Here is a 25,740-nt window from a genome sequence, read left to right as displayed (position 1 = left end):
CTTTTTTTGTGTTCAGCTTCTTTTCCTTCATTGACAGCCCTCTTATTTTCCCCTATAGTACTACTAAACTAGCGAAAGAGGTGCACTCGGATGAATAAAGAAACCCAGCGAACACGCATAGAAGCTTCGGCAGGAAGGATCCCCTGCGACCGGGTTCTTCGCCATGCCCAGGTGGTGGATGTCTTCAGCGGGGAAATCCTCCCCCGGGATGTGGCCATAAAGGACGGCTACATCGTGGGCTTCGGCGAAGCCTATGTGGGCCATGTGGAGGAGGATCTCCAGGGACAGTACCTGGTTCCTGCCCTCATGGATGCCCATATCCACATTGAGTCCACCCTGGTCACCCCCAAGGAGTTTTCCAAAGCGGCGCTTCCCCACGGCGTCACCGCCGTGGTCATGGACCCCCATGAAATCGCCAATGTGCTGGGCCGGGAAGGCATTCGCTACATGCTGGATACTTCGGAGAATCTCCCGGTGGATTTCTATGCCATGCTCTCCTCCTGCGTCCCCGCCACGGCCCTGGAAACCTCCGGTGCCGTCCTAAGAGCCGATGATCTGCGAGATTTCCTTGAGGAAGAGCGGGTATTGGGTTTGGCGGAGGTCATGGATCTTCAGGCGGTGAAGGACGTGGAGCCGGACATGGCCAGAAAGCTCCGCGACACCCTGTCCCGGAAACTGGTGGTGGATGGCCACGGCAGCGGTCTTTCGGCCATGGACAATAATGTTTACCGAACAGCCGGGATCAGCACCGACCATGAGTGCACCACCAGGGAAGAAGCCATGGACCGTCTGTCCAAAGGCTTCTACATCCATATCCGGGAGGGCTCCGTGGCCAAGAACTTCGAGGCCCTGATCCCTTTGGTAAATTCTGCCAATCACCGGCGCTTCACCTTCTGCACCGATGACATCCACATCAGCGATCTGGCTGAAAACGGCAGCATCGACCTCATGGTCCGCCGTGCCATCGAAGAGGGTCTGACTCCTGTGGAGGCCCTGCGCATGGCCACCCTGAATCCTGCAGAGTGTTACCGGCTCCATGACCGGGGAGCCGTGGCTCCCGGTTATCAGGCAGATCTTCTGGTGCTCTCGGATCTTCAAACCTTCACCATTGAAAAGGTCTATAAGGATGGGGAACTTCTGGTGGACCATGGCGCCACGCTCTTTGATTTTGGCAATCATCAGGAACCCCTGGCAAAAAATACGGTGAAGCTCCCGCCTCTGACCCTAGCGGATCTGGAATTTCCTTTAAGCAGTGATGCGGTGAATGTCATCCGGATCCATCCCAACTCCCTCCTCACGGACCACGAGGTGGTCCCCGTCAGCGGACCTCGTTTCCAGAGCGATGTGCAGCGGGACCTGATGAAGATTCTGGTCCAGGAGCGCCATGGAAATTCTGGCACCTGCGGCAAAGGCGTGGTCACCGGTTTTGGGATGATCAAAGGGGCCGTGGCCACCACCATCGCCCATGACTCCCACAATATCGTGGCCATGGGCGTCGAGGACGGGGATCTTCTCCTGGCCATGGAGCGCCTAGCCGTCATCGGCGGCGGGATTGTCCTGGTCGACGATGGCAAAGTCCTGGCGGAGCTGGCGCTTCCTTTAGCAGGGCTCATGTCCCAGGAACCCCTGGAGGATATTTCCCGGGCTCTTCACCACCTCCATGCCACGGCAAAAGATTTTTTCAATGATCTTACCTTCAACCCCTTCCTCACCCTGTCGTTTCTTACCCTTCCGGTGATTCCGGAGCTGAAGATCACGGACCGGGGGCTTTTTGCCACCGCCACCGGGGACTTCATCCCCGTCAGCGCCGCAAGAGATTAAATCAGCGCATAATAATAGAGACCGCCGAGGCGGTCTCTTCCTTTTTCAGCTATTCGTGCAGATAGGTTTTTTCCCGGGTAAGCTCCGCTTCGGCTTTCAGCCGCTCCAGCTTCTTTTCCAGGTACTGCTGCAGCTTGTCCCAGAAGATCATGCGGAAATTTCCAGGATTGTCGATGATGGATATGGCGGAGAAATCCTCTTTACCGTCCAGCTTTCGCAGGAGAAACAGCACGCCCTTGTAGTCCAGCACCAAAATCCGCTCCGTGCAACGATGGCCGTCGGTGCCCACATTAAGGTCCTTACAATATTGGGTGACATTCTCGATGAGCGTTTCCCCCATGGAATCAATGTTGGTGACGGTATATTTTCCCGATACCCAGCGATACCAGCCTTCATTGAGATTTACAAAGTTAAAAAATTCATCATGCTCCTGGATCAGTCGTTCCAAGGAGGCCTGTACCACGTCGTGTTTCACATTTTGGATTTCTCTTCTTTTGTTCATGTTTTCTTCCATACGATTCACCTCGGCCACAATTATCACAATATTCTTATGATGATTATACCATACTTTTGAATAAGGGATTAAGAAGAATGGGCAAACTCTTCATGAATTGGTCGAAAGATGTTGAAATTCCATCATTCCAGGACACTAGCCGCATTTTGTTTGTGAATTTCCTTATAATTTGGACCGGAATAAAAGCCGGGTATACATCATCCTGATATACTCCCGACTTTGCTTTTATGGCACTCTGTTATTTTTTCGCCTTTTCTACCCGAAGGGTTTTCCCTTTAATTTTCCGTTCGGAAAGTCCCTTCAGGGCAATTTCACCTTTGCCATGGAGGATGTCCACATAGGATCCGGCATCCAGAACCTGGATAATTCCGATGTCCTCCGGTTCAATTCCTTCAATGGCATGGAGGGTTCCCGCAATATCTCCGGGGCGGATTTTCTTTTGCTTTCCGCCATTGAGATAGAGCTTGGTGATATCCTGGTGGATGACTTTCTTCTGGGGACGATGCTGGCGAAGGGTTTTCTGGAACTCCCGGTAGCTGTCTTTTTCTTCGGCGGTGGTTCGCATGGGCAAAGGTTCCTGGAGGGTGAACGTATACCCCACATAGCCCTCCACTTCCGCCATTTTGCGGTGATCCCGGTCCGTGACGAAATAGATGGCGAGGCCTTCCTTGAAGTTTCGTCCTGTGCGTCCTTTGCGGTGGACAAAGCTTTCCTTCTCCACGGGAAAATCATAGCTCAAGGAAATTTCCAGATCGGAGATGTCGATACCTCGGGCCGCCACATCCGTGGCCACCAGATAGGGTACTTCCTTGTTTTTGAAGCGTTCCATGGCTTTCAGCCGCTCGTCCTGAAGCATGCCGCCATGGATTTTCAGGGTATCGATGTTTTGATCCGCCAGTTTCTGTGCCAGGGTGTCACATTCATCCTTGGTGTTGACAAACAAGATCATGCTGGCGGGTTTTCGCCGGTAGATCAGGGACAGAAGCGTCTTAAACTTATCCCGGTCTTCCACGGGATAGAGAAGCTCCGCAATATTGAGCTCCTGGGCGGTCTCCGCTTCCACAATGTCATAGCTTAAGGCCATGGCGGAGGCCACATTCTTCACCCGGTCGGAGATGGTGGCAGAAAACATGAGAGTCTGCTTCACGGCCTTCAGTTCCTTCACAATGGCCAGGACTTCATCCTGGAATCCCCGGTCCAGGAGCTCATCTACCTCATCGATGACCAGAACCCGAATGGCCGCAGGATCCAGAGTACCCCGGCGCAGGTGATCCAGAACCCGGCCTGGGGTTCCACAGATGGCCTGGTGACGGTTCTTCATGGCTTTCACCTGGTCCGAAAAAGGCTGCTTTCCAAAAACTGCCACAGCAGACAGCTTCTTGTAACGGCCCAAGGTGTCATACTCCTTCTTAATCTGCAGGGCCAGCTCCCGGGAGGGAGCCAGGATCAGCGCCGAAGCGTTCTGCTCTTCCCAGGAGGTCCGCTCCAGAATGGGCATGAGATAGGCCAGGGTTTTCCCGCTGCCGGTGGAGGAGGCCCCCAGGATATTTCGTCCCTCCAGCGCCAGGGGAGCCACCTTTTCCTGGATTTGGGTCATGGTGGTAAATCCCAGGCTTTCCACGGCTTTGAGGATTTCTTTGCTGATGTTCATCTGTTTAAAATTTGTATTCATGGATTCTCCTTTAACTTGAGAGACAAGACTTTGTACCTTCAGCATAGCTTATTTGGCCGCTGAAGACGAGTGAAATTCACTGCAGTTTTCTGCAAATGAAAAACGTGCAGGGATGCTGCACGTTTCAACATGGAGCTACTGAGCGGAATCGAACCGCTGACCTGCTGATTACGAATCAGCTGCTCTACCGACTGAGCCACAGTAGCAAAATTAGTTACTATAATATTTTAGTATAAATCCCTCCGTAATGCAATCTTTCTTTATTTTTTGAGCGCGTCAAATTGACCTCAGCCAATGGCAAAACTAAATTCTACACCTCTACTCCAAATCCTGGAAATTACTTTTGCAAAGCAAGAACTGGAAATTAGTTCCGCAAAGGGTATGCTAGAGAAGTTGGTGCCTCCGGGAGGATGAGTTCGGGATGACTTGGCTTACTAGAAGAACGAAGGAAAAAAGAAGAACATCTCTCTTCTTCCCGAGAGCATGTTCTTCTTTGAGGATGATTAAATGATAAATTTGGATACGGTGTCTTTCAGTTTTTCCGCAATCATTTGGAGCTTTTCGCCGCTGCCTGCAATTTCATTAATTGTGGCGCTCTGCTCTTCGATGGCTGCCGAAGCCTCTTCGGTTCCCGCTGCATTTTCTTCCGATATGGCGGATAAGTTCTGGGTCAGCTCAATGATTTTATTTTTATTGATGATCATCTTGGAGGAGGATTCGTTGAGGACCTTCAGAATCTTTCGGACTTCATCGATGGATTCCGCGATGGAATCAAACTTGTTTTCCGTGATATGGACACTGTCTTCCTGCTCTTTGATGATCTTCAGCACATCATCCATGGTTTTGACCGCAGTCTCGGAGTTGACCTTGAGCTCATTGATGTCGCGTTTGATTTCATTGCTGAAGGTTCCCGACTGCTCCGCCAGTTTTCGGATTTCATCCGCCACCACGGAGAACCCTCGTCCGGCTTCGCCGGCCCGGGCCGCTTCAATGGCCGCATTTAAGGCCAGGAGATTGGTTTGGTCGGAGATGTTCTGAATCATGGAACTGGCCTTTTCAATTTTCTCTGCACTGAGATTATTCTTGAGAATGGTCTCATGGATCTCCTGGGTGGCCTTGCTGCTTTCCCCTGTCTTTTCCACCAGGATCTTCAGCACGTCAAAGCCTTCGGTCTTTTCTTTCTCGATGGCCTGGGTGGCGCAGTTGAGCTGGGTTAGTTCATTCTCTTCTTCCTCCAGCAGTCTGCCCATCTCGTAGATGTTCTCCGCGGTAACTTCGGTATCCACGGCTTGGCTGCTGGCTCCCCGGGCAATTTCCTCAATGGTTTTGGCCACTTCATCGGAAACCACGGAGGCTTCGCTGGAAGTTTTGGCCAAAAGCTCGGTGAGTTTTGCCATCTCTTCCGCATTGGCGGTGATGCCCTCCACCATGGTGCGCAAATCATCCAAGACCTGATTATAGGAGGTACCCATCTGCCCCAGTTCATCGCGGCTTCGCACCTTCACAGGTTTGGTGAAATCCCCCTGGGCCAGATAGGAAAGATTATGCGCAAACTCTTTAATGCTCTTGGAGAAGGAGAAGCTGTACAAGCTGATGAGAAGGGTGGCCAAGAGGAGAATGCCTAGGCTCAGGACTATCCCTTTGACCACCATGGCATCCACCGCACTGTAGAGCTCATCCATGGGGGCCATGACCACCAGTTTCCAGCCGGTGCTGGCCAAGGTGATAAAGTAGGCTTCGTAGTCCCTCCCCTGGACATGCACCGGAGCACTGCCCGTTTCCGACTGGCTCAGGACGGTGGCGATGCCTTTCAGGTCCTCATCTTCACTGATCTTCAGTTTCATGACTTTGTCCGGATCTTCATGGGCAATGAACATGCCCTCCTGATCCAATAGGAACGCAAAGCCGGTTTCGGCCAGTTTAACTTCCTGGATTCTTTTTTGGATGGTGAACAGATCATAGTCAGCGGTGACCACACCCTGAACCCCTGCACTGGTCAGAACCGGTACCGAGGTGGTAATCATGGTGATACCTGTGGTTTTGTCATAATAGGGACTGGACCACACACTGCCGGAGGTCAGGGCTTTTCCCGACTTATACCAGTCTGTGGAGGGATAGTCATATTCCGCGGTCTCGTAGTCCTCGGTATAGACGATGGAATCCCCTTCCCGATACACATATGGCCCGAAGTACTTCACCTTTTCATCAAACACCTTGGGTTCCAGCCATAACCCGGAGCCTAAAGTATTCTTATTAATGGTGACCAGCTCTTCCAAGAGGTCCTTGTAGTCACTTTTTTGTATGGTATTTTCTTTTGCCCGGTACACTGCAGCCACAGCTTCTGCGACCTTCTTGTGGGCGGTAAACTCATGCTCAATGGACTCATTGATGGCATTGAGTTCTTTCTTTACCCGTTCATCAATCTGAATTTCCAGCGCATCTTTGGCATCTCCGATGGAGAGCACGGCGATGACGCTTGTGGCAATCAGGAGGATGGGTAAGAATACCATCAGCATTTTTGTTCGGATACTTTTTCTTTTGTTGTAAAGCCCCATGGATCAATCTCCTCACTTCTTCGGTTTGGATTTATTCTTTTGATGTTCAAACTAAGCCGTCCCTCTTTTTATCGGTGAAGACGAAGGTTCCATTAAGGGGAAACGGAGCAAAAAACGGAAGTTCACAAGTCCATCCAAGAGAAGGATCTTCTGTTGCCTGAACCTCCCTTCCCTCACAATAACCTGCTTTGCCGCGTCCCGGGGCTATGCCCGCTGAACGCCTCTACTCGTCAAAAAAATCAGCTGGGCTTAAAGTTTAAGCACCAGCTGATTCCTGTTTTTTCCTTTATCGCACCGACTCAACGATGACTCGCTCCATGAGCTCTTCTGTGGTGAGCAGGGACACGGCATCATGGACATAGGCTTTAAAGGTGCGGATGCCGTCTTTTTCCGTCATCCGTTCCTCCGCCACTTCTGCCGCCACCCCCATGACCGCAGTCCCTAGGGCAGCACTGAGGAAATAGTCCTCGGTGAGACCGGAATAGGTGGCCATGATGGCGGCCACGGAGGAACCGGCACCGCAGATTTTCTTCAGCCGGGGATTCCCGTTGGCGATTTTGGCCACCCGGGTCCCATCGGTAATAATATCGGTCTTTCCCGTCATGACGACGACGGTATCGAGTTTTTTCGCCAGCTCCAGACAGTACCGCTCTCCATCGGCCTCGTCCTCAAAGGAGTCGATGCCTTTATTCTTCGTGTCGTAGCCCAGTATGAACTTAATCTCCCCCAAGTTCCCCTTGAGAATGGAGACCTTCACCGTGCGGAGCAAGTGCTCAATGGCATATCGGCGAAAGGAAGAGGCCGTCACCGCCGCCGGATCAAGAATCACCGGCACCTTCACCCGGTTGGCCGTGAGGCCGGTTTCGGTCATGATGTCCAGGTATTCCCGGTTGATGGTCCCCAGATTCATCACCACAGCCTGGGATCCCGAGTACTCCACCATTTCATGGGCTTCGGAAATCTCATCGGTGAGCACAGGCGATCCCCCGGAATGGATGCACATGTCCACCAGATCCAGGACCGTGGCGTAGTTGGTCAGAAAGCAGACCAAAGGGTACCGTTCTTCAAACTTCTTGGCATAGAGCTTTTGCATCTGTTCCTTCAGTTCCATGGTGCCTCCTATACGGCCTCGGGGACGGGCACATCCACCACGCGAGCTCTCTCCCGCACCTCTTCGTTGGAAAGAATCGACAGAGTGTCCAGGAGATGGTGCTTGTAGGTGTAGTAGCCTTCAGCCCCGTTCATGCGGACGTCGGCGATTTCCCCGGCGATGCCCATGAGGATGACCCCGGTCATGGCGCTGTAGAAGTAGTCCTTCGTCACCCCGCTAAAGGTGCCCACGAGGGCCCCAATGGTGCAGCCGGTGCCAATGACCTTCGGCAGATTTCGGGAGCCATTCTTAATGCGGACCACCCGCTGGCCATCACTGATGACGTCCTCCACGCCGGTCATGGCCACCACGCAGCCGTACTTTCGGGCCAGGGCCACCACATACTTCTCGGCCTCAGACTCATCCTCATTGGAATCCACACCCTTGGACGTGGTTTCTACCCCCAGGCAGGCTTTGACTTCCGCCAGATTTCCCTTGATGACGGAGATCTTCAGCTCTTCCAGCATCCGCTGGATGGACTGGGCACGGAAGGGAGTGGCACCGGCAGCCACAGGATCCAGCACAATGGGAATGCCCAGCTCCGTGGCTTTCTTTCCGGCTTCGATCATGGCATTGACCTGCTTCTGGGTGACGGTGCCGATGTTGAAGACCAGGGCATCCACCTTCGCATACTCCACCACTTCCGCGGCATCCACGGGATCGTCGGTCATCACCGGCGTTCCGCCAAAGTACGAGGTGATACTCGTTAGTTCATTGGCGGTGACATAATTTATGAGAAAATCCACCAGGGGATTCTCTTTTTTAGCTTTATCCATCAAATTGATGATTTCATCGATATGATTCATTATTAACCTCCTTATTCTCCCAGGTCATTTCCTGAGGACAACGGGACCATGGTAGCAAAAGAAGTTTCGGGAAACAATCGAAGAGGGGGAAATGTCCAGAAATGTTACGGAGAATTTAAAGTTCCTTCATGGTTTTATCCGGATATTTGGGGGATTTTCGCCCTCTTCTCAGCGAGTTGGCCTTGGGTTTCCCGGGTCCGGCGGGCATTCCTGGCTTGGTTCCGCCGAAGCGTATTTCAAGTTCCGTACTTTATGCACAGAATGGATACGAAAATCGTGATTCCTTTTCATTGGTTACATCTTTAACAAAGTTATGCGCCGTTTTAAGGTTATATCCTTTATCTCGAATTCAATCAAATTTTTCATAACTTTTCTGTAAATCTGCATATTTATGGATATATTGCGTTTGAATACGTTTAGAAACAAAATAATGATAATATCGTGAAATTAATAACAAAATATGTGGAGATTCTATTGACTCTCCGAATGGCCGGTGGTATGATTCACTTGTCAATAAATTAACAAAGGATGGATGCAACATGAGCAGGATCACGACAGTGGAGGAACTGAATCTCCGAATGGAATCCTTACGACAGGCACAGCGAGAATTCGCCACCTACACCCAGGAGGAAGTGGACGAAATCTTCCGTATGGCCGCTCTGGCCGCGAACAATCAACGCATCGAACTGGCCCGTATGGCGGTAGAAGAAACCGGCATGGGTATTGTGGAAGACAAGGTGATCAAGAATCACTTTGCTTCGGAATATATCTATAACCAGTACCGTAACGACAAAACCTGTGGAGTCATTGAAAAGGATGATTCCTACGGCATCACCAAGGTGGCGGAACCCATCGGTATTGTGGCTGCGGTTATTCCCACCACCAACCCCACCTCCACGACGATTTTCAAAGCTCTGTTGGCCCTTAAAACCCGTAATGCCATCATCTTCTCCCCCCATCCCCGGGCTAAGAACTCCACCATTGCCGCAGCAAAGGTCATCCTGGATGCGGCGGTGAAAGCTGGCGCTCCGGAAGGCATCATCGGCTGGATCGATGAACCCTCCCTGGAACTGACCCAGCGGGTCATGGCTACAGCCGATATCATTCTGGCCACCGGTGGCCCCGGCATGGTCAAGGCCGCCTACTCCTCCGGAAAGCCCGCCATCGGCGTGGGTGCAGGAAATACCCCGGCCATCATCGATGAAACTGCCCACCTGAAAATGGCCGTTTCCTCCGTGCTTCTTTCCAAGACCTTCGACAACGGCGTCATCTGCGCCTCCGAACAGTCCGTCATTGTCCTGGATTCCATCTATGAGGAAGTTCGCCGGGAGTTTGCCGAAAGAGGAGCCTATATCCTCAATGAGGAGGAAGTGGAGAAGGTAAAAGCCATCATCTTGAAAAATGGAGCTTTGAACTCGGCCATCGTGGGCCAGAGCGCTGCCAACATCGGAAAACTCGCCGGTATCGATGTTCCGGCGGATGCCAAAGTGCTCATTGGGGAAGTGGAACGCATCGACGATGAGGAACCCTTTGCCCATGAGAAGCTCTCCCCCATCCTCGGCATGTACCGGGCCATGACCTTTGCCGAGGCTCTGGATAAAGCCGATGAACTGGTCCGTCTGGGCGGTTTTGGGCACACCTCCGTGCTCTATACGGATCAGCTGAAATCCAAAGCCCGCATCACCGCCTTCGGCAACCGCATGAAGACCGGAAGAACCATCATCAATATGCCTTCCTCCCAAGGCGCCATTGGCGACATCTACAACTTCAGACTGGCTCCCTCCCTCACTTTAGGCTGCGGAAGCTGGGGCGGAAACTCCGTCAGTGAGAATGTCGGCGTCAAGCATCTGTTAAACATCAAGACTGTGGCGGAGAGGAGAGAAAATATGCTTTGGTTCCGTGTTCCCGAAAAAATCTACTTCAAGTATGGTGCCCTGGAAGTGGCCCTTCCGGAGCTTAAGGATCTGGGCAAAAAGCGAGCCTTCATCGTCACGGACCGTGTCCTCCACGATATGGGCTATACCCAGAAGATTATCACGGTTCTGGAAGACTGCGGGGTCGATTTTAAGATCTTCTCCGAGGTTGAACCGGACCCCACCCTGGCCTGCGCAAGAAAAGGCGCCGAGGAGATGCTGTCCTTCAAACCCGATGTCATCATCGCCCTGGGCGGCGGTTCTCCCATGGATGCCGCCAAGATCATGTGGACGCTCTACGAGCATCCGGAGGTCCGATTTGAAGACCTGGCCATGCGCTTCATGGATATCCGCAAGCGAATCTATCCCTTCCCCAAGCTGGGCGAGAAGGCCATGTTCATCGCCGTGCCTACCACCTCCGGAACGGGTTCGGAAGTGACGCCTTTTGCGGTGATCACCGACGAAACCACAGGAATCAAGTATCCCCTGGCAGACTATGAGCTGACCCCGGATATGGCCATCATCGACACCGAGCTCATGATGAATATCCCCAAGGGACTCACAGCAGCCTCCGGCATTGACGCCCTGGTCCACGCCATTGAAGCCTATGTCTCCGTGCTGGCTTCGGAATATACCAACGGATTGGCCCTGGAAGCCATTCGCCTCATCTTCAAGTATCTTCCCCTCTGCTATACAGAAGGAAAGACCAATGAGAAGGCGCGAGAAAAAATGGCCCATGCCTCCACCATGGCCGGAATGGCCTTTGCCAACGCCTTCCTGGGCGTCTGCCACTCCATGGCCCATAAGCTGGGAGCTTTCCACCACATCCCCCATGGAACCGCCAATGCTCTTCTGATTAATGAAGTGATCCGGTTCAATGCTGCGGAAAATCCCCGCAAGCAGGCCGCCTTCCCCCAGTACAAGTACCCGAATATCACCTTCCGTTATGCCCGCATTGCTGACTACCTGGGTTTAGCCGGAGCCAATGATGCAGAAAAGACCGAAGCCCTCATCACCGCCATTGAAGGACTGAAAAAGCAGCTGGATATTCCCTCCTCCATCCAGGAGCAGGGTGTCCCGGAAGCTAAGTTCCTGGAGAACCTCAATGAGATGTGCGACCAGGCCTTCGATGATCAGTGCACGGGCGCCAACCCCCGATACCCTCTGATCTCCGAAATTAAGGAGATGTACCTCAACGCTTACTACAAAAAATAATAGAACGTATCCCCCCGATACGGAAAAAAGGAGATGTCCACTTTGGGCATCTCCTTTTAAAATCATATATCATTCTAAAACTCAAACAGCATCCAAACTCGGATTACTAAATTTATTTTCTAAGTAATTTGATTGCTAAGATCACTCTAACCATGTCCTTTGTTTACCCGCAGAATAGAAACACATTGGTGTATCTAAGGTGTCATACTATTTCAAATTTTACGGGTTAAAGTCGAAACAATTTCTTTAAATCGCTCCTTGCTGTATCCCAATCTTGGGAAGGGATTTTGCTGAGTTCAAAATAATCTATTTCATTAAACCTTGTTCTGTACAATCCAATTCGATCTGTTTTATATGGAAATTCATTGTTATTATCGGATTCATGAAGCTCAAAGAATTCGGAAGAAATATCCGAGAAGAGGGCATACCCCATTAACTGAGCGACTTCTTGCCATTCATAGCCCCTATTTTTGCTCGTTTTAAAGTCATACATCGTTCCATCGATATATAAATCTGCATCAGCTCCTCCAACGGCTAGACTAACTTTACCAAATATTGGATGGTACTCAACGTTTGCTCCCTCATGGATCAGTCCCGTATCCACAAAAGTTGTCAAAAACCCTTGAAACAGACCACGAAGATCCTCGGTAACTGATCTTGGAAGGTCTTCTATAAAATACGGTATAGGTTTCTCTGGCAACTTGAATGATCGCTTATAATTTTCTAACTTTGATGATATCATTGCAGCACTAATCAACTCATCCATCTCTACAGGTTTATTTTCAACGTAATTGCGTATTGTCGTATAATTTTTATTATATTCTTGGTATATTTCTTTAAATTCTGCCATCGGCAACGTATTTTGCAAGATTTCTAGCCCTTGCACTGCCAATCCTGTGTTCCGTGCTTTTATCTTTTCTTGTTTACTTTGGGATGCTCTTCCAATGTGATACTTTGCCATTAACTCAATAGCAGTCCCCGTTAATGCTGCATATTTTAAATTATCCGAATTGTAAGGTGTAACAGGAAGTGCTTTTGCATCAAAGGCCATTGCCCCGCTCAATGTTGTAAACTGATTTTTGCTTGGCAAAACGCTTCTAATAATTCTTTGCAACTCTATTGATTTTGGGGTTTTATCTTTTAACATACTTACCAATGACATTCTACTTCACAACCTCCTTAATAATGTACAATTACAGACTTTAATGATTATTAATTTTTCGTTCTATAAACACTCTTTATTTTGATTATTTATATATACCATATCATAAAACTAGAAGATTCAAAATAGATTTGCAACTATTTAATCCTGATGAAGTTCGAGGTTGAATACATATTATCCATATATTATTTATATCATTAGATCGCAACATCAAATTTTTTTACTCGTAAAAGAGGGGATATCCTGAATAACCTGAAGCTTTACCAATACCCGTGCTTGTATTTAATTTGGTACCCCTCCAACCTCATTCGTAAATATCTATAGGAAAGTCTTCATCCCGCTTAAATATTTGAAGATCAAAGGGGGGCGAAAAGATATGTATATAATCTTCTATTTTTCCTTTGTGACGCTGTACTCTTTTTTAACTAATGAGAATTATTACAATTACTGCTCAACTCAACAATTTTTAATGCTGAAAAGAAACTTCACTATATGGTAAATCTGATCAAACTATAATCAATAATTGTTCATGCTATTGCAATTTGACGTTATGTCTCGGCTATGTTTATCTACTAAAGTACTCCAAAAAAAGATCTGAACCCCGGTAAGAATTGCTCTTACTTGGTTTCAGATCTCTTTGTCTATGGCGGAGAGAAAGGGATTCGAACCCTTGGTACCCTTTCGAGTACGTCGGTTTTCAAGACCGGTGCCTTAAACCAGCTCGACCATCTCTCCATAGTCTGCGACAACGTTTATTATATCAACTATAAAAATGACTGTCAACGGAAATCGGCCTTGAGACGACTGGGATGGCATGGAAAAGAGCAAGGGTTTTCCCTTGCTCTTGCAGCTCTGTTTCTTACTTGATGAGCTCCTCACCCTTGAGGTAAGGTCTCAGCACTTCGGGGATCGTCACGGTTCCATCTTCGTTCTGGAAATTCTCCAGAATGGCCGCCATGGTTCTTCCAATGGCTACGCCGGATCCGTTGAGGGTATGGACAAACTTGGGCTTGTCCTTGGGAGTTTCCTTATATTTGATGTTGATTCTTCTGGACTGGAAGTCCTCGAAGTTAGAACAGCTGGAAATCTCCACATAACGGTTGTAGCTAGGCATCCAGACTTCCAGGTCATACTTCAGCGCAGCGGTGAAGCCCAGATCTCCCTTGCAGATGCGTACGACACGATAAGGCAGGCCCAGTCCCTGAAGTACGCGTTCCGCATCCTTCACCAGGAGTTCCAGCTCCGAATAGGAATCTTCGGGCCTCGTGAACTTCACCAGCTCCACCTTGTTAAACTGATGCTGACGGATAAGCCCACGGGTATCTCTTCCCGCAGATCCTGCTTCAGCACGGAAGCAGGCAGAGTAAGCCACATGCTTGATGGGCAGCTCTTCCGCTGTGAAGGTTTCATTCCGGTACATGTTGGTCACCGGAACCTCAGCGGTGGGGATCAGGAAGTAGTCATTCTCCGTGAGTTTAAAGGCATCTTCCTCAAACTTCGGCAGCTGGCCAGTACCGGTCATGGATGCCCGGTTCACCATGAAGGGCGGAAGGATTTCGGTGTAGCCGTAATCGGAATGGGTATCCATGAAATAGCTGATGATGGCTCTTTCCAGCCGTGAACCGAAGCCCTTGAGGAACGTGAACCGGGAACCGGTGATCTTTCCGGCCCGTTCAAAGTCCAGGATGTTCAGGTCAGTGCCAATATCCCAGTGGGCTTTGGGGTCAAAGGTGAACGTGGGAATCTCGCCCCATTTTCGCTCCTCCACATTGTCCTCATCGGTATTTCCATTAGGAACATTCTCATGGGGAATATTGGGGAGACGAAGCATAATATATTCGATCTCCTCATCGAGGCTCTTGACCTTATTGTCCAGCTCCTTGATGGTTTCACCCAGGGTCTTCATCTCGGCCATGATGTCCGTCACATCTTCCCCGGCTTTCTTCTTCTTGGGAATCTCTGCAGAAACCTGATTCTTGCGGGCCTTGGCAGACTCCACCTCCACCAGGGTTAGACGGCGATCCTCATCCAGGCTCACCACCTTGTCAAAGTCTCCCAGGTCCAGGCTTTCTCCCCGGTCCCTCATGAGATTCTTGATCTCTTCCGTATTTTCACGAATGCGTTTAATATCCAGCATTTGGCTCACTCCTTTTGATTTTAATGTATAAAAAAGAGTCATATCATTCCCCAGGGACGATATGACTCGCGGTGCCACCCTAATTCGACGGATTCCTCCATCCTCAACAAGATAACGGCTTGGACCGTACTGTGGTTAGCAGTCCCTCGGAGGCGGATTCCCAAAAGTTAAAACCGCAGATTCTCACCAGCCATCTGCTCTCTGAAGGTTCTTCTTTATGGTACTGTTCTCGTCAACGGTTTAATTTCAACTTATTATAGCCCTTCCCCCGGGAAAGGTCAACTGTCGATGGACTTCGTGACAATGATGTTGACGCCCATGTTCAGGATGTTATTGCAGATGATGTCCCCACGCTTTAAGGGGACCCCCACATAGATCCTCGACAGCACCTTGGAGATCTCGATGAACCGGTCATGGGACACGGGTTCGTCGCTGCGCACGGGAACCATGCTGTGGTTTTGGGATCCCTTGATGCGGATGACGCTGGTATAGTATTCCTTCTTCATGGCTCTCTCCTTACATGGAATCAAATTCCTTGATGCGGGCGGATATGATTTGGGAGTTCTTCCGGTCATTCATGATTTCCATGGGGCTCTTGTGGAGCTCCCGGGCAAGGATCCGAATCACCTTGGTCAGGCAGTAAGACCCCTGGCAGCGGCCAAAGACCGTACCCGTTCTTCGGCGGACTCCCTCCACCGTGCGGGCTCCCATGGGTCGCCGAATGGAATCCACGATTTCCCCTTCCGTCACATTGGAACAGAGACAAACCATCTGTCCGTACTTGGGGTCGATGGCGATGATCTCATTGCGCTCCTTATCCGTCATTTCCCGGAAACGGTAGTACTTGCGGCGTTTTCCTTCAAAGTCATTGTTGGCCGTGGCCTTGAAGTGCTTCATCACCATCTCCACGGCATCCGCCGTGAGGCCGGAGAGCACATTATCCAGGGCATAGTTCTTCGCCTGAATATGGAAGTAGCCTTCCTTGGCGTACTCATCGTCAATGCGGATGGGTTCCGACCAGAAGCGGTTTTCATTGAGGATATCCACCCGTTCCGGCGGGAAGGGCCCGATGATGCCTTCCACTTCCTTCTTCATCTGGGAAAACTCCTTGGACTTGCTCGTCTGGAGACTGGCCAGGAGCTTGTTGGTGGAGGTAGGCAGCAGCGTAATGACGTCGCCGTTCTCCTTGTACTTCGTGATGATCTGCTTCACATCCGTGGCAAAATCCTTCTCGATGAGCATATTCTCCAGGATATCCCGGGAGCCCACGGTCTGGGCATCTTCCTTGATGGTGTACTTGTCCCCAAAGGTGGTGCGGACCACCACCCGGGAGCTGTACTTGTTTTTATTCGTTGTGACCTTGATCCCGCCCCGGGACTGGGTCTGGATGTCCAGCACCTCCTCCTCCAGCCGGAAACTCACCCCATTGTCGTAGGCAATTTCCGCCATGGCGGTGGCATAGTCGTAGGGGGAGATAACTCCGGTGTTCTCCGAATAGATGACAAACGCATCCTCCGGCTTCAGGTTATGGTTGACCTTGGCCGCTTCTTTCCCCGTCATGAGGGAAAGCCCCGGAATTTTTCGCTCCTTTGCCCGCTGCATGGCTTTTTCCGCCAGCTCCCGGGTGGGGTAAATCGTAAAGGAGGGTACCTTCTGGTAGAACACATCCAGCTCCTCTGAAAGACGGTCCAGGTTCCGGCTGCTTTCCCGGATCAGCCGGTAAGCCTCCTCGTCCTCGATGTCCTTGCCGTCGAGAATGAGGGAGGCGTTAAAGAGCGCCACATCCTCGGCGATATCAAAATTCTTTTCGATGAGAGCGATGTTGAGATTATATTTGCACAGCTCATAGGCCATGGAGCAGCCGATGAGACCGCCGCCTAGGATCACCACATCATAATCCATACTATTCCTCCTTGGACTCCAGCATGGCTTGGAGAACACGCTCCAGCTCATCCATGAGTCTTCCATACTCAGCCCAGTTTCCGGCGCGCTGCGCCTCGATGGCCTGGGCAAACAGTTCATTGGCCTTGGCGGCCAGCTCCCCGTTCACGGGACCTTCGCCCGGGGTCTGGGGCTCTTCGCCGGTTTGGCCTTTAAAGAGCAGATTCAGGGCTCCTTCAAAGGTATCCGCAATGACGATCTCCTCGTCGTTGGACATGACAAAACGCTTGATTTCGGGAATGCTGCTGCCCCCGTCCGCCACAAGATAAATGGGGACCACATAGAGCAGGGAGTTTCCGATGGGGGTGATGACCATATCCCCGAACTCCACGGAAGATCCGCCGCTGTCCAGAAGGGACAGCTCCTTGGAGATCTCCGCATCCTGGTTCATCCGGTTGCGGAAAAGGTAGGGGCTGGACACGGTTTTCTGGGGCGGGAACTTGTATTCAAGAAGGTTTCCGTAATGCTCCCCTTCCATGCGCACATTGACGATGGCCACCATGTTCTCCTTACCCTTGACGGTGTAGTACTCCGTAAAGACCAGCTCCAGGTCATCGGAATCCCCGAAGGAGGTAAAGAGGGTATAGGGCTCCTGGGCGGAACGTTCTTCCTGGTTAGTAGTGGTCACCTTGGATTTCTCCCATACATCTTCCCCGTTATAGAAGATGTTGGGGTCCGTCACATGGTAGCGTTCCAAAACCGTGGTCTGGAGGGCAAAGAGGTCCTCCGGATACTTGATATGGGCCCGAAGACCTTCCGGCATGGTATCAAGATCCTGGAACAGGCCACCGAAGATTCGGTTGTAGCTCTGGGCGATGGGATCCTCGGGATCTGAGAGATAGAACTTCACCTCGCCGGTATAGGCATCCACCGTGACCTTCACGGAGTTTCGGATGTAGTTGATGCCGTTGAACACCAGGGCGTTGGGATAGCGGTCCGAGACGGTATAGGCATCCATCATCCAGAAAAGCTTTCCTTCGCTGACCACCAGATAAGGATCCTGGTCATAGGTGAGGAAAGGGGCGATGGTTTCTACCCGGGCCCGGATATTTCGGCGCCAGAGAATCTTGGAGTCACTTTCGATGAGGGAGGAGATGAAAATTTTCGGCTCCCCCTCTTGGATGGCGTAGAGGATCTTATTGAAGAAATTCAGGGGAATTCCGGCCGTACCCGTGTAGCGGTAATTCTCGTTTTCGCCGCCCCGGGGGTAGTCGAACTCATCCAGATTCGTATTGACGATGATGTAGCTGTTTGTAAATTCCCCAAAATAGATCCGGGGATTGGTGATGTCCAGGTCCGTGCTGTTATTGGTGGGGATGTCCTTCATGAGAAAATCCGGCTGTCCCTGGGCGGTGACGGTACTGGAGTCTGTCATGACCAGCCCGTAGCCGTGGGTGTAGAAAAGATGGGTATTTTGCCAGGTGGCCGGGGAAATGAGACTGGTGTCGATTTCCCGGGCGGACAGGAAGATCTGCTTCTTCGCCCCGTTGATCGTGTACCGGTCCACATCCACATCCTGGAAGTCGTAGTATCCGCGGATGACCTGGGCCTGACGGATAAAGTCCAGGGTGTGCTTGTAGGAATTCACCTTGATGCTGTCCACCACATCCCGGTTGGCCGTGATGTCGCTGAAGGGGATCTCTTTATCCGCTTCAAACTGGCGGATTTCCACATCATTGATGCCGAAGGCCTGGCGGGTCATGCGGATATTATTCTCAATATAGGGTCTCTCCCTCTCCAGCTGGTTGGGATTCACCACCAGTCCCTGCACCGCCAGCACCGCCACAACGCGGACCAGGCTGAGGCCGAGCATGAGGAAAACGGGATAGGCGATGAGCTTCATGTTGCGCTTCAGAATGCCGACAGACACAATGACGGCTGCGGCAACGGAAAGCAGAGCCAGGATCCGGAGGAAGGGCACATTGATTTTTGCGTCGGTATAGCCTGGGCCATAGACCACCCCCGTGGCGTTGTACATGACATAGAAGGAGTCAATGTACCACCGGGCGGCCAAAAGGAGAAGGTAGAGGGAGATGAGCATGGCCAGGGACTTGCCCGCAAACTGAATAAACCCGGTCTTCATGACATGTAGAATGCCCTTGGCATTGCGAAGGTTCATCCGGTTCAGGGAGCTCTTGGCGGAGATGAAGAGATAGATGACCACCGTGGCGATGATGAGGAGAAGAACCACGGAGATGGCCATGGAGATGAGAAGATTGTAGAGCGGAAGACGGAACACATAGAAGGAAATGTCCTTTCCGAAAAGGGGATCCGTCTTCTGGAAATCCACGCTGTTGAAGAACTGCAAAATGATATACCAGTTGTCCTGGGCCAGGCCATAGGCCAAAACCAGGAAGAACACGGCGGAGGAGATATACACGATGCGGTCCCGCTTTTTGCTGTACTCTTTGGTGGGCGCCGGATAGCTCACCTGATCATATTTTCGGGCGATGCTCAGGTAATAAAACATGGAGATGCCAAAAAGCAGCAGGAAAATCGGCAGGGTGAGACTGGTCACGGCCAGGGCCCGGGTCAGATAGGTCCGGGTGTAGCCCACTTCCTCAAACCACTGGAGGTTGGCAATGACATCCGTGGAACTGAAGAGGACGATGATGCCCAGAAGGATGGCCACGAGGATCAGATAAATTTTCTTGTTGTCCTTCAGATGGATGTTCCGGAAAAACTTGGGTTTAATATCAATCTTCATGGGATTCCTCCATTCTTTAAATCTAACGGCAGTGCTGTGGCGGGGTCTTAATAGCGGTCATCGTGGCGCTTGAGAAGCGCCAGGGCGGCTTGGGCTTTTTTCCTCTCTTCCTCGTTCAAGGCGGGAAGATTCTGGGGCTTATGGTGGTATCCCACCACGGCATAGAGATAGGGAGCCTCTTCAAAAATCCCCCGGTCCCGAAGGATCCGTTCGCCGATTTCTCCGTGATAGAGATAGGAGGCCACGAAGGGGAATCGCTCCATCCTCTGGAGATGTTCTCCCAGGAGCTTTTTCAGAACCACGGCTGCGCTCTTTCCTCCAAGGCCGATGCGGTACTGGATTTTTCCGATGTCGTGGAAAAGAGCCATTTTAACGAGTTCCGCCTTGGCGGAACTTTCGGCTTCTTTGGCTACCCCCAGGGCCACCAGATAGGCATGGTAGGCCTCCGACCGGCGCAGGCGATGGAAAAGCTTCACTTCTTCGGGCTTCAGATATGCGTTGAGAAAAGCCTCCGGGGGCTTCTGGAAATGATAGCTCCCCTGGCGAAAAAACTGCAGAATGCGATGTTTCATTTTAACCTCTTTTGTTGTGCCCTAGGGGGCTGAGTCGTTCCCCGGGGCCGAATTCGATACTATACTACGATTATAATCTAAAACCGGCCATAAATTGTTATCGTTTAGAGAATATTCACCGATAAGACCCAGAATGCACTGAAAAACCTAGGCTTTATCGTCTATAATGAAGAAAAGAGCAAGGGGGGATATGCCATGAAAATCTATAAGAAAGCCTTCTCCATCAGCACCATCACCAAGGACCAGTTCCGGGAAATCACCGACGAAGTCCGCCAGATACTCAAAGAATCCGGAATCCAGGAGGGTCTGGTCACTGTCTATTCCACCCATACCACCGGAGGAATCTGCATCAATGAGAACCAGGATCCCGATGTCCTGAAGGACCTGACCCTGGGGCTCAATAAAGCCTTCCCCGATGATCCCCGTTTTCTGCACATGGAAGGAAATGCCCAGGCCCATTTGAAGGCCATCAACATCACCAACTCCGCCACCCTGATTCTGGACAAGGGACACATGGAGATGGGCATCTGGCAAGGCATCTTCTTCTGTGAGTTTGACGGTCCCCGGGAGCGCAAAATCCTGGTGCAGGTCATGGGCGAATAAGCTTATAACGTTCTATCCTAAGAAACATTTAAAGCCCCTTTGGGGCTTTTTTTGAGGAACTGTAGCACAAAAAAGTAAATCCGAAATCTTCTTCGTAGAAGATTTCGGATTTACTTATGGTGGAGATAAAGGGATTCGAACCCTTGACCCCCTGCTTGCAAGGCAGGTGCTCTCCCAACTGAGCTATACCCCCATATGGTGGACCTTCAGGGACTCGAACCCCGGGCCGACCGGTTATGAGCCGGTTGCTCTAACCAACTGAGCTAAAGATCCGGGATCTGGCGTCAACCTGCTTTCCCACAGAGCTGCCCCTGCAGTATCATCGGCACCTATAGGCTTAACCTTCGTGTTCGGAATGGAAACGGGTGTAGCCCTATAAGTCATCAGCACCAGATAGATGTAAATTACCGACGAGTCATCGGAATTTACTATACAAAACGTGCATAACAAGAATATTGTTTTCACGTATTGCTTTTTCAAAATTTACTTTCATAAATTTTGAGAACAATAATTATTATAGAGTCTTCAATTCCAACTGTCAACTTCTTTTGGGCTTCTCCGTCAAGTATTTCACGGAAATTTTCCGTTGGAAATCAACCAGATTCCTCAAAAAAGCCTCCTTTCCCCTGAGGGAAAAGGAGGCTTTGGAAAACCTGCAGATTTAGGGCTTCAAAGGCCATGCTCCTTGGTGGCAAAGGGACGGATGCTTCGTTCCAGGATGCCGTTCATGTGGGCGATGAGGATTCCATAATTGGTCATGGGGGTTTCGGCTTCCTTGGACTTTTTGATTCTCCCCTGCATCTCCTTTTCCTGGAGCATGCATCCTCCGCAGTGCACCACTAAAGCATAGCGCTCCAGCTCCTCCGGATAGAAGGTTCCTGAAGAATGCTCGATGATGAGGTTTTTTCCCGTATGCTTTTTGATCCAGGCCGGAAGCTTGACGGTACCGATGTCATCACACTGCCGGTGATGGGTGCAGCCCTCCGCAATGAGGATCCTATCCCCCTCCTCCAGCTGATCCAGGGTTCTTGCCCCCTTCACGGCGCCTTCCAGGTCCCCTTTGTAGCGCGAAAGAAGAATGGAGAAACTGGTGAGTTCCACGTCTTCCGGCACGATCTTTTTCACCTCTCCAAAAGCCTGGCTATCGGTGATGACAAGCCTGGGCTTTTTCCCCGCAATTTCCAGGGCGCTTTTCAGCTGGTCCGTCTGGACCACCAGAGCCTGGGCTCGGGCATCCAGGATATCCCGGATGGCCTGCTGCTGGGGGAGGATCAGTCTTCCCTTGGGCGCTGCCGAATCCACGGGCACCACCAGGATGACGAGATCCCCCGGCGAAAGAAGATCTGCTACCAGCCGTTTCTCCTCCCCTTCTTTGCGGGGAAGTCGGGCCAGCTTTTCCCGGAGCTCCCGAATATTCTCTCCCGTCTTCGCGCTGACAGTAATCCGATCAGCCCCTTGGGCATCTGCTCCCGGGATCCCTTCCTGGAGGAGGTCCCCCTTGCTGAACACCACCAGATGGGGGATGGCCTTTTCCTGGATGCGCTGAAGGATGGTTTCATCCATGGCCGTCATCCCCTCTTTGGCATCCACCACCACCAGGGCAATATCGGTTTTCTCCAGGACCTGGTAACCTCGCTTTACCCGTAGGAGGCCCAGCTCCCCTTCATCATCCAGACCCGGGGTATCCAGAAGAACCACAGGCCCTAGGGGAAGGATCTCCATGGATTTCGCCACGGGGTCGGTGGTGGTGCCCGGAGTCTCCGAGACGATGGAAAGATGCTGTCCGGTCATGGCGTTGATGAGGCTGGACTTTCCGGAATTCATCCGTCCGAAAATCCCGATGTGGAGGCGTTCGCTTCGGGGTGTTTCATTCATTCCCATATATTTCTCCTTAAAACCTGAAGTCCCGCTTGCCGCTGCTGATCTCCAGAAGATTCTCCTCCGCCAGACGCCGCACCTTAGGGTTCGTCACTTTGAACAGTTCTTTTTCAATGAGGGCTTCTCCGCGGATCCTGGTTTCGGGCGAAGCATAGTCCTGAAGGTACTCCTTCAGGGTCATTAATGCATTGGGATGGCAGCAGTTCTGAATCTGTCCGCTCTTGAGCAGCATCATGAACCGGTCGCCCGTTCGGCCTTCCCGATAGCAGGCAGTGCAGAAGCTGGGAATATGCCCCATATCCATGAGCCAGCGAACGATCTCGTCCAGGGACCTTCGGTCGCTCACATCGAACTGCTCCGTGCTCTCCTCCTCCGATTCCCCCTGGGCATAGCCACCCACGCTGGTTCGGGAGCCGCCGCTGATCTGGGAGATCCCCAGCTTCAGGGCTTTTTCCCGGCAGGCTTGGCTTTCCCGGGTGGAGACGATCATCCCCGTATAGGGAATGGCAATGCGAAGACAGGCCACAATTTTGGCAAAGGTCTCATCACTGATCCCGTTGGTGAAGGAGTCCGCCACAATATCATTGGCGTTGCGGATCCGCGGAACACTGACGGTGTGCGGTCCCACCCCATAGGCAGCCTCCAGATGCTCTGCATGGAGAAGAAGCCCGGTGAACTCATACCGGTAACGCTCCAGTCCAAAGAGAACGCCGAGGCCCACATCGTCGATGCCCCCTTCCATGGCCCGGTCCATGGCTTCCGTATGATAGGCGTAGTTGTGCTTGGGACCCGTGGGATGAAGCTCCTCGTAGCTTTTCCTATGGTAGGTTTCCTGGAAAAGGATGTAGGTGCCGATGCCGGCATCGGCCAGCTTCCTGTAATTTTCCACGGTGGTGGCGGCAATGTTGACGTTTACCCGGCGAATGGCGCCGTTTTTATGCTTGATGCCGTAGATGGTCTTAATGCTTTCCAGCACGTACTCAATGGGGGCATGGAGGGGATCCTCTCCCGTTTCCAGGGCCAGGCGCTTATGGCCCATGTCCTGGAGCGCCATGACTTCTGCCACGATTTCCTCCTGCGTGAGCTTTTTCCTTGGGATGGTCTTGTTCTGGAGATGATAGGGACAGTAAACACAGCCGTTGACGCAGTAGTTGGACAGGTAAAGGGGCGCAAACATGACAATCCGGTTCCCGTAAAATCGTTCCTTGATTTGTGCCGCTAAAGTATAGATCTTGTCGTTGAGATCCGGAAGACTGCAGTCCAGAAGCACGGCAGCTTCCCGGTGACTGAGTCCCTCGCCGCGCTGGGCCTTTCGGAGGATGGCTTCGATGAGAGGCCGGTCTTGGGCGTGGTCTTCTGCATACTGGAGCGTTTCCAGAATTTCGCCGTCGTGGATGAACTCTTCGGCCTTTTTGGATTTTGGATTATACATGTTTTTCGCTTCCTTTCGCGGATTGTACCTGGATAGAGGAGGTTAATCGGTCCACGGGATCCCCTCGGTGAACCACCACGGCTAACCCGATGGCCGCCATGGATGTTTTCAGTTTCTCGAGGCTTTCCGCTGCCTCTGAACCCGTAAAGGCCTTATTGTCATAGAGAAGATATTTTTTTCGGACTTCCTGGGGGGAAAGATTCGGCATCACCACATTAGCTCCCGAGGCCATGCCCTTTTCCCGCCCCAGTCCATCCAGGGTCGCTAAGGATGTGGTGGCCGGAATGAGGGCCTTTGGAAGCATGATTCGGATGAGAGCCAGAAGAAAGAGCGTCAGCTCCACGGAGCCGGCGGGTTCATCCTTGAAGCGGCTGGCATGATGGGGTACAAAGGGTCCGATGCCCACCATTTCGGGATCCAGCTTCTGCAGAAGAAGGAGATCCTTGGCCAAGGCCTCCGGGGTCTGGCCCGGGGATCCCACCATGAATCCTGTGCCGATCTGATACCCCAGTTCCTGGAGCATTTCCAGATGGGCGATTCGCTGGGAAAGCTCCTGGCCTTTTGGGTGCAGAAGGCGGTAGTGGGCCTCATCCGCCGTTTCATGGCGGAGAAGGTAACGGTTTGCCCCCGCTTCAAAAAGGGCGGCATAGCTCGATCTGGGGCGCTCCCCGAGGGATAGGGTGATGGCACAGTCCGGGTAGCGCCGGCGAATCTCCTGAATAAGAGGAACCAGCACCTCATCGGTAAAATAGGGGTCTTCTCCACCCTGGAGGACAAAGGTCCGAAATCCCAGGGCATAGCCGTTGCTGCAGCAGGCAAGCACCTCCTCCGGGGTCAGCCGGTAGCGCTCCGCCGTGGGATTTCCCGCCCGGATGCCGCAGTAATGGCAGTCGCAGCGGCAGTAGCTGGTGAGTTCAATGAGGCCCCGGATATAGACGGTGTTCCCATAATGCTCTTCCCGAAGCTTTTTCGCCAGGGACTGGGCATAGGCGAGATCCTCCGGAGTATAGGTGGTGAGGAGCGCCGTGAGGTCCTCCTGGGGGAGAATATGGCTCTGGAAAAGCTCGAGGATCCTTTGCTGATTTGTTCTCATCCTTTTTCTCCTGCACTATGGGCATAGATGGTCTTGGATGAGACCCCGGGGAGCATGCCCAGTTTTCCTGCAAGAGCGCTGATGACCGCCTGGGGGGCATCCACGGCCAGGGAGATGAGGTTAATTCCTTTTTCCCGATAGGGGATGCCCATGCGTCCGATGACATATTCCCCGTAGCTGTGAAGAATCGAATTGAGTTTTTCCGCAGACTCATAGTTTTCAATGACGATGCCGATGAGGGCCACTCGTGTTTCCATGATCTTTCCTCCCAAATAAAAAAGTGCGCCGCAAGGCGCACGAAAATAACCTTTCCTCCTGCGCCTTTCCCCGCAGACGAATCTTAGGGGTCAGTACCAGTCCTGTTCAAGGATTTGGAGTCAGGAATCCCTTTCTCCGCATCATGTTCATTATAGCAGGATTATTGTTAATTTTATATCATGGAATGAAATATATTTTACGATGAAAAAAAGCCCCTGGACAAACGTCCAAGGACTCTGTAACTGGCATCCCCCTACTTTCCCACAGAGCTGCCCCTGCAGTATCATCGGCACCTATAGGCTTAACCGTCG

The 25,740-nt window shown here is 51.6% G+C and carries 18 protein-coding genes, 4 tRNA genes, 1 rRNA gene and 1 other annotated feature; of the genes, 3 read left to right on the top strand and 20 right to left on the bottom strand.

Features of this window, described 5'->3' with window-relative positions:
- The first annotated feature begins 90 nt into the window (after window positions 1–90).
- Window positions 91–1,821, top strand: coding sequence for an adenine deaminase (ade, locus tag KCG48_RS10370; RefSeq protein ID WP_211802108.1), 1,731 nt, complete (start codon window positions 91–93; stop codon window positions 1,819–1,821).
- Between the two features lie 49 nt (window positions 1,822–1,870).
- On the opposite strand, the gene KCG48_RS10365 is transcribed toward ade, so the two are convergent.
- The 6 genes from KCG48_RS10365 to thiM (KCG48_RS10340) all read right to left on the bottom strand — a co-directional run bounded on the left by KCG48_RS10365 (window position 1,871) and on the right by thiM (KCG48_RS10340) (window position 8,518).
- A complete protein-coding gene (locus tag KCG48_RS10365) occupies window positions 1,871–2,323 on the bottom strand; it encodes a hypothetical protein (protein ID WP_211802106.1) in 453 nt (150 codons plus the stop codon).
- 250 nt (window positions 2,324–2,573) lie between these two features.
- Window positions 2,574–4,007 carry a DEAD/DEAH box helicase gene (locus KCG48_RS10360; protein WP_211802104.1) on the bottom strand — a complete coding sequence of 478 codons (1,434 nt, stop codon included), beginning with the start codon at window positions 4,005–4,007 and terminating at the stop codon, window positions 2,574–2,576.
- 130 nt (window positions 4,008–4,137) lie between these two features.
- Window positions 4,138–4,213: transfer RNA gene (locus KCG48_RS10355), tRNA-Thr, on the bottom strand.
- A 297-nt stretch (window positions 4,214–4,510) separates the two neighbouring features.
- The gene (locus KCG48_RS10350) at window positions 4,511–6,523 is read right to left on the bottom strand and encodes a methyl-accepting chemotaxis protein (RefSeq protein WP_230977100.1); all 2,013 of its coding nucleotides are present in this window, start codon (window positions 6,521–6,523) and stop codon (window positions 4,511–4,513) included.
- A 325-nt stretch (window positions 6,524–6,848) separates the two neighbouring features.
- Entirely contained in the window at window positions 6,849–7,673 is an 825-nt protein-coding gene (thiM, locus tag KCG48_RS10345) for a hydroxyethylthiazole kinase (protein ID WP_211802100.1), read from the bottom strand.
- Between the two features lie 8 nt (window positions 7,674–7,681).
- Window positions 7,682–8,518 carry a hydroxyethylthiazole kinase gene (gene thiM / locus KCG48_RS10340; RefSeq protein WP_211802098.1) on the bottom strand — a complete coding sequence of 279 codons (837 nt, stop codon included), beginning with the start codon at window positions 8,516–8,518 and terminating at the stop codon, window positions 7,682–7,684.
- Window positions 8,519–9,057: 539 nt separating this feature from the next.
- Between thiM (KCG48_RS10340) and adhE the strand changes: the two genes are divergently transcribed.
- The gene (gene adhE, locus KCG48_RS10335; protein ID WP_211802096.1) at window positions 9,058–11,646 is read left to right on the top strand and encodes a bifunctional acetaldehyde-CoA/alcohol dehydrogenase; all 2,589 of its coding nucleotides are present in this window, start codon (window positions 9,058–9,060) and stop codon (window positions 11,644–11,646) included.
- A gap of 226 nt (window positions 11,647–11,872) precedes the next feature.
- Here adhE and KCG48_RS10330 read toward each other — a convergent pair whose 3' ends face one another.
- The 7 genes from KCG48_RS10330 to KCG48_RS10300 all read right to left on the bottom strand — a co-directional run bounded on the left by KCG48_RS10330 (window position 11,873) and on the right by KCG48_RS10300 (window position 20,165).
- Window positions 11,873–12,808 carry a hypothetical protein gene (locus tag KCG48_RS10330; protein ID WP_211802094.1) on the bottom strand — a complete coding sequence of 312 codons (936 nt, stop codon included), beginning with the start codon at window positions 12,806–12,808 and terminating at the stop codon, window positions 11,873–11,875.
- Window positions 12,809–13,452: 644 nt separating this feature from the next.
- Window positions 13,453–13,543, bottom strand: a tRNA-Ser gene (locus tag KCG48_RS10325).
- 124 nt (window positions 13,544–13,667) lie between these two features.
- Window positions 13,668–14,945, bottom strand: a complete 1,278-nt coding sequence (serS, locus tag KCG48_RS10320) for a serine--tRNA ligase (RefSeq protein WP_211802092.1) — start codon at window positions 14,943–14,945, stop codon at window positions 13,668–13,670.
- A 49-nt stretch (window positions 14,946–14,994) separates the two neighbouring features.
- Window positions 14,995–15,190: a binding site (T-box leader), on the bottom strand.
- Between the two features lie 33 nt (window positions 15,191–15,223).
- Window positions 15,224–15,451, bottom strand: coding sequence for a DUF1667 domain-containing protein (locus tag KCG48_RS10315; RefSeq protein WP_211802090.1), 228 nt, complete (start codon window positions 15,449–15,451; stop codon window positions 15,224–15,226).
- A 10-nt stretch (window positions 15,452–15,461) separates the two neighbouring features.
- Complete coding sequence (locus KCG48_RS10310) at window positions 15,462–16,847, bottom strand: FAD-dependent oxidoreductase (RefSeq protein WP_211802088.1); 1,386 nt, start codon at window positions 16,845–16,847, stop codon at window positions 15,462–15,464.
- A gap of 1 nt (window position 16,848) precedes the next feature.
- Window positions 16,849–19,593 (bottom strand): UPF0182 family membrane protein, encoded by a 2,745-nt coding sequence (locus KCG48_RS10305; RefSeq protein ID WP_211802078.1) that lies wholly within the window; start codon window positions 19,591–19,593, stop codon window positions 16,849–16,851.
- Window positions 19,594–19,640: 47 nt separating this feature from the next.
- Window positions 19,641–20,165, bottom strand: a complete 525-nt coding sequence (locus KCG48_RS10300; RefSeq protein WP_211802071.1) for an HD domain-containing protein — start codon at window positions 20,163–20,165, stop codon at window positions 19,641–19,643.
- A 195-nt stretch (window positions 20,166–20,360) separates the two neighbouring features.
- Between KCG48_RS10300 and KCG48_RS10295 the strand changes: the two genes are divergently transcribed.
- Window positions 20,361–20,768, top strand: a complete 408-nt coding sequence (locus KCG48_RS10295) for a secondary thiamine-phosphate synthase enzyme YjbQ (protein ID WP_211802070.1) — start codon at window positions 20,361–20,363, stop codon at window positions 20,766–20,768.
- A 117-nt stretch (window positions 20,769–20,885) separates the two neighbouring features.
- Here the strand turns inward: KCG48_RS10295 and KCG48_RS10290 are convergent.
- From KCG48_RS10290 to KCG48_RS10260, 7 genes are all read right to left on the bottom strand, one after another.
- Window positions 20,886–20,961, bottom strand: a tRNA-Ala gene (locus KCG48_RS10290).
- Between the two features lie 3 nt (window positions 20,962–20,964).
- Window positions 20,965–21,041, bottom strand: a tRNA-Ile gene (locus tag KCG48_RS10285).
- Between the two features lie 3 nt (window positions 21,042–21,044).
- Window positions 21,045–21,162: ribosomal RNA gene (gene rrf, locus KCG48_RS10280) — 5S ribosomal RNA — on the bottom strand.
- A 275-nt stretch (window positions 21,163–21,437) separates the two neighbouring features.
- Complete coding sequence (gene hydF, locus KCG48_RS10275; protein WP_211802068.1) at window positions 21,438–22,649, bottom strand: [FeFe] hydrogenase H-cluster maturation GTPase HydF; 1,212 nt, start codon at window positions 22,647–22,649, stop codon at window positions 21,438–21,440.
- Between the two features lie 10 nt (window positions 22,650–22,659).
- Window positions 22,660–24,078, bottom strand: coding sequence for a [FeFe] hydrogenase H-cluster radical SAM maturase HydG (gene hydG, locus KCG48_RS10270; protein WP_211802066.1), 1,419 nt, complete (start codon window positions 24,076–24,078; stop codon window positions 22,660–22,662).
- On the bottom strand, window positions 24,071–25,171 hold the full coding sequence (gene hydE / locus KCG48_RS10265; protein ID WP_211802064.1) for a [FeFe] hydrogenase H-cluster radical SAM maturase HydE: 1,101 nt from the start codon (window positions 25,169–25,171) through the stop codon (window positions 24,071–24,073). Before hydE ends, hydG begins: the two co-directional genes overlap by 8 nt.
- The gene (locus tag KCG48_RS10260) at window positions 25,168–25,428 is read right to left on the bottom strand and encodes a TM1266 family iron-only hydrogenase system putative regulator (RefSeq protein ID WP_211802062.1); all 261 of its coding nucleotides are present in this window, start codon (window positions 25,426–25,428) and stop codon (window positions 25,168–25,170) included. The genes hydE and KCG48_RS10260 overlap by 4 nt, the downstream gene beginning before the upstream one ends.
- Window positions 25,429–25,740 lie beyond the last annotated feature (312 nt).

It is taken from the genome of Proteiniclasticum sediminis (assembly GCF_018128025.1).
Taxonomy (GTDB): domain Bacteria; phylum Bacillota; class Clostridia; order Clostridiales; family Clostridiaceae; genus Proteiniclasticum; species Proteiniclasticum sediminis.
Note: the sequence above shows the minus strand (reverse complement) of the source record. Positions and strands in the feature narration are given on the sequence as shown.

What these genes read in the sequence shown, in the direction of transcription:
- ade (WP_211802108.1), top strand. Translation starts at nt 91, where the DNA reads ATGAATAAAGAAACCCAGCGAACACGCATAGAAGCTTCGGCAGGAAGG.
- KCG48_RS10365 (WP_211802106.1), bottom strand. Translation starts at nt 2,323, where the DNA reads ATGAACAAAAGAAGAGAAATCCAAAATGTGAAACACGACGTGGTACAG.
- KCG48_RS10360 (WP_211802104.1), bottom strand. Translation starts at nt 4,007, where the DNA reads ATGAATACAAATTTTAAACAGATGAACATCAGCAAAGAAATCCTCAAA.
- KCG48_RS10350 (WP_230977100.1), bottom strand. Translation starts at nt 6,523, where the DNA reads ATGCTGATGGTATTCTTACCCATCCTCCTGATTGCCACAAGCGTCATC.
- thiM (WP_211802100.1), bottom strand. Translation starts at nt 7,673, where the DNA reads ATGGAACTGAAGGAACAGATGCAAAAGCTCTATGCCAAGAAGTTTGAA.
- thiM (WP_211802098.1), bottom strand. Translation starts at nt 8,518, where the DNA reads ATGAATCATATCGATGAAATCATCAATTTGATGGATAAAGCTAAAAAA.
- adhE (WP_211802096.1), top strand. Translation starts at nt 9,058, where the DNA reads ATGAGCAGGATCACGACAGTGGAGGAACTGAATCTCCGAATGGAATCC.
- KCG48_RS10330 (WP_211802094.1), bottom strand. Translation starts at nt 12,808, where the DNA reads ATGTCATTGGTAAGTATGTTAAAAGATAAAACCCCAAAATCAATAGAG.
- serS (WP_211802092.1), bottom strand. Translation starts at nt 14,945, where the DNA reads ATGCTGGATATTAAACGCATTCGTGAAAATACGGAAGAGATCAAGAAT.
- KCG48_RS10315 (WP_211802090.1), bottom strand. Translation starts at nt 15,451, where the DNA reads ATGAAGAAGGAATACTATACCAGCGTCATCCGCATCAAGGGATCCCAA.
- KCG48_RS10310 (WP_211802088.1), bottom strand. Translation starts at nt 16,847, where the DNA reads ATGGATTATGATGTGGTGATCCTAGGCGGCGGTCTCATCGGCTGCTCC.
- KCG48_RS10305 (WP_211802078.1), bottom strand. Translation starts at nt 19,593, where the DNA reads ATGAAGATTGATATTAAACCCAAGTTTTTCCGGAACATCCATCTGAAG.
- KCG48_RS10300 (WP_211802071.1), bottom strand. Translation starts at nt 20,165, where the DNA reads ATGAAACATCGCATTCTGCAGTTTTTTCGCCAGGGGAGCTATCATTTC.
- KCG48_RS10295 (WP_211802070.1), top strand. Translation starts at nt 20,361, where the DNA reads ATGAAAATCTATAAGAAAGCCTTCTCCATCAGCACCATCACCAAGGAC.
- hydF (WP_211802068.1), bottom strand. Translation starts at nt 22,649, where the DNA reads ATGGGAATGAATGAAACACCCCGAAGCGAACGCCTCCACATCGGGATT.
- hydG (WP_211802066.1), bottom strand. Translation starts at nt 24,078, where the DNA reads ATGTATAATCCAAAATCCAAAAAGGCCGAAGAGTTCATCCACGACGGC.
- hydE (WP_211802064.1), bottom strand. Translation starts at nt 25,171, where the DNA reads ATGAGAACAAATCAGCAAAGGATCCTCGAGCTTTTCCAGAGCCATATT.
- KCG48_RS10260 (WP_211802062.1), bottom strand. Translation starts at nt 25,428, where the DNA reads ATGGAAACACGAGTGGCCCTCATCGGCATCGTCATTGAAAACTATGAG.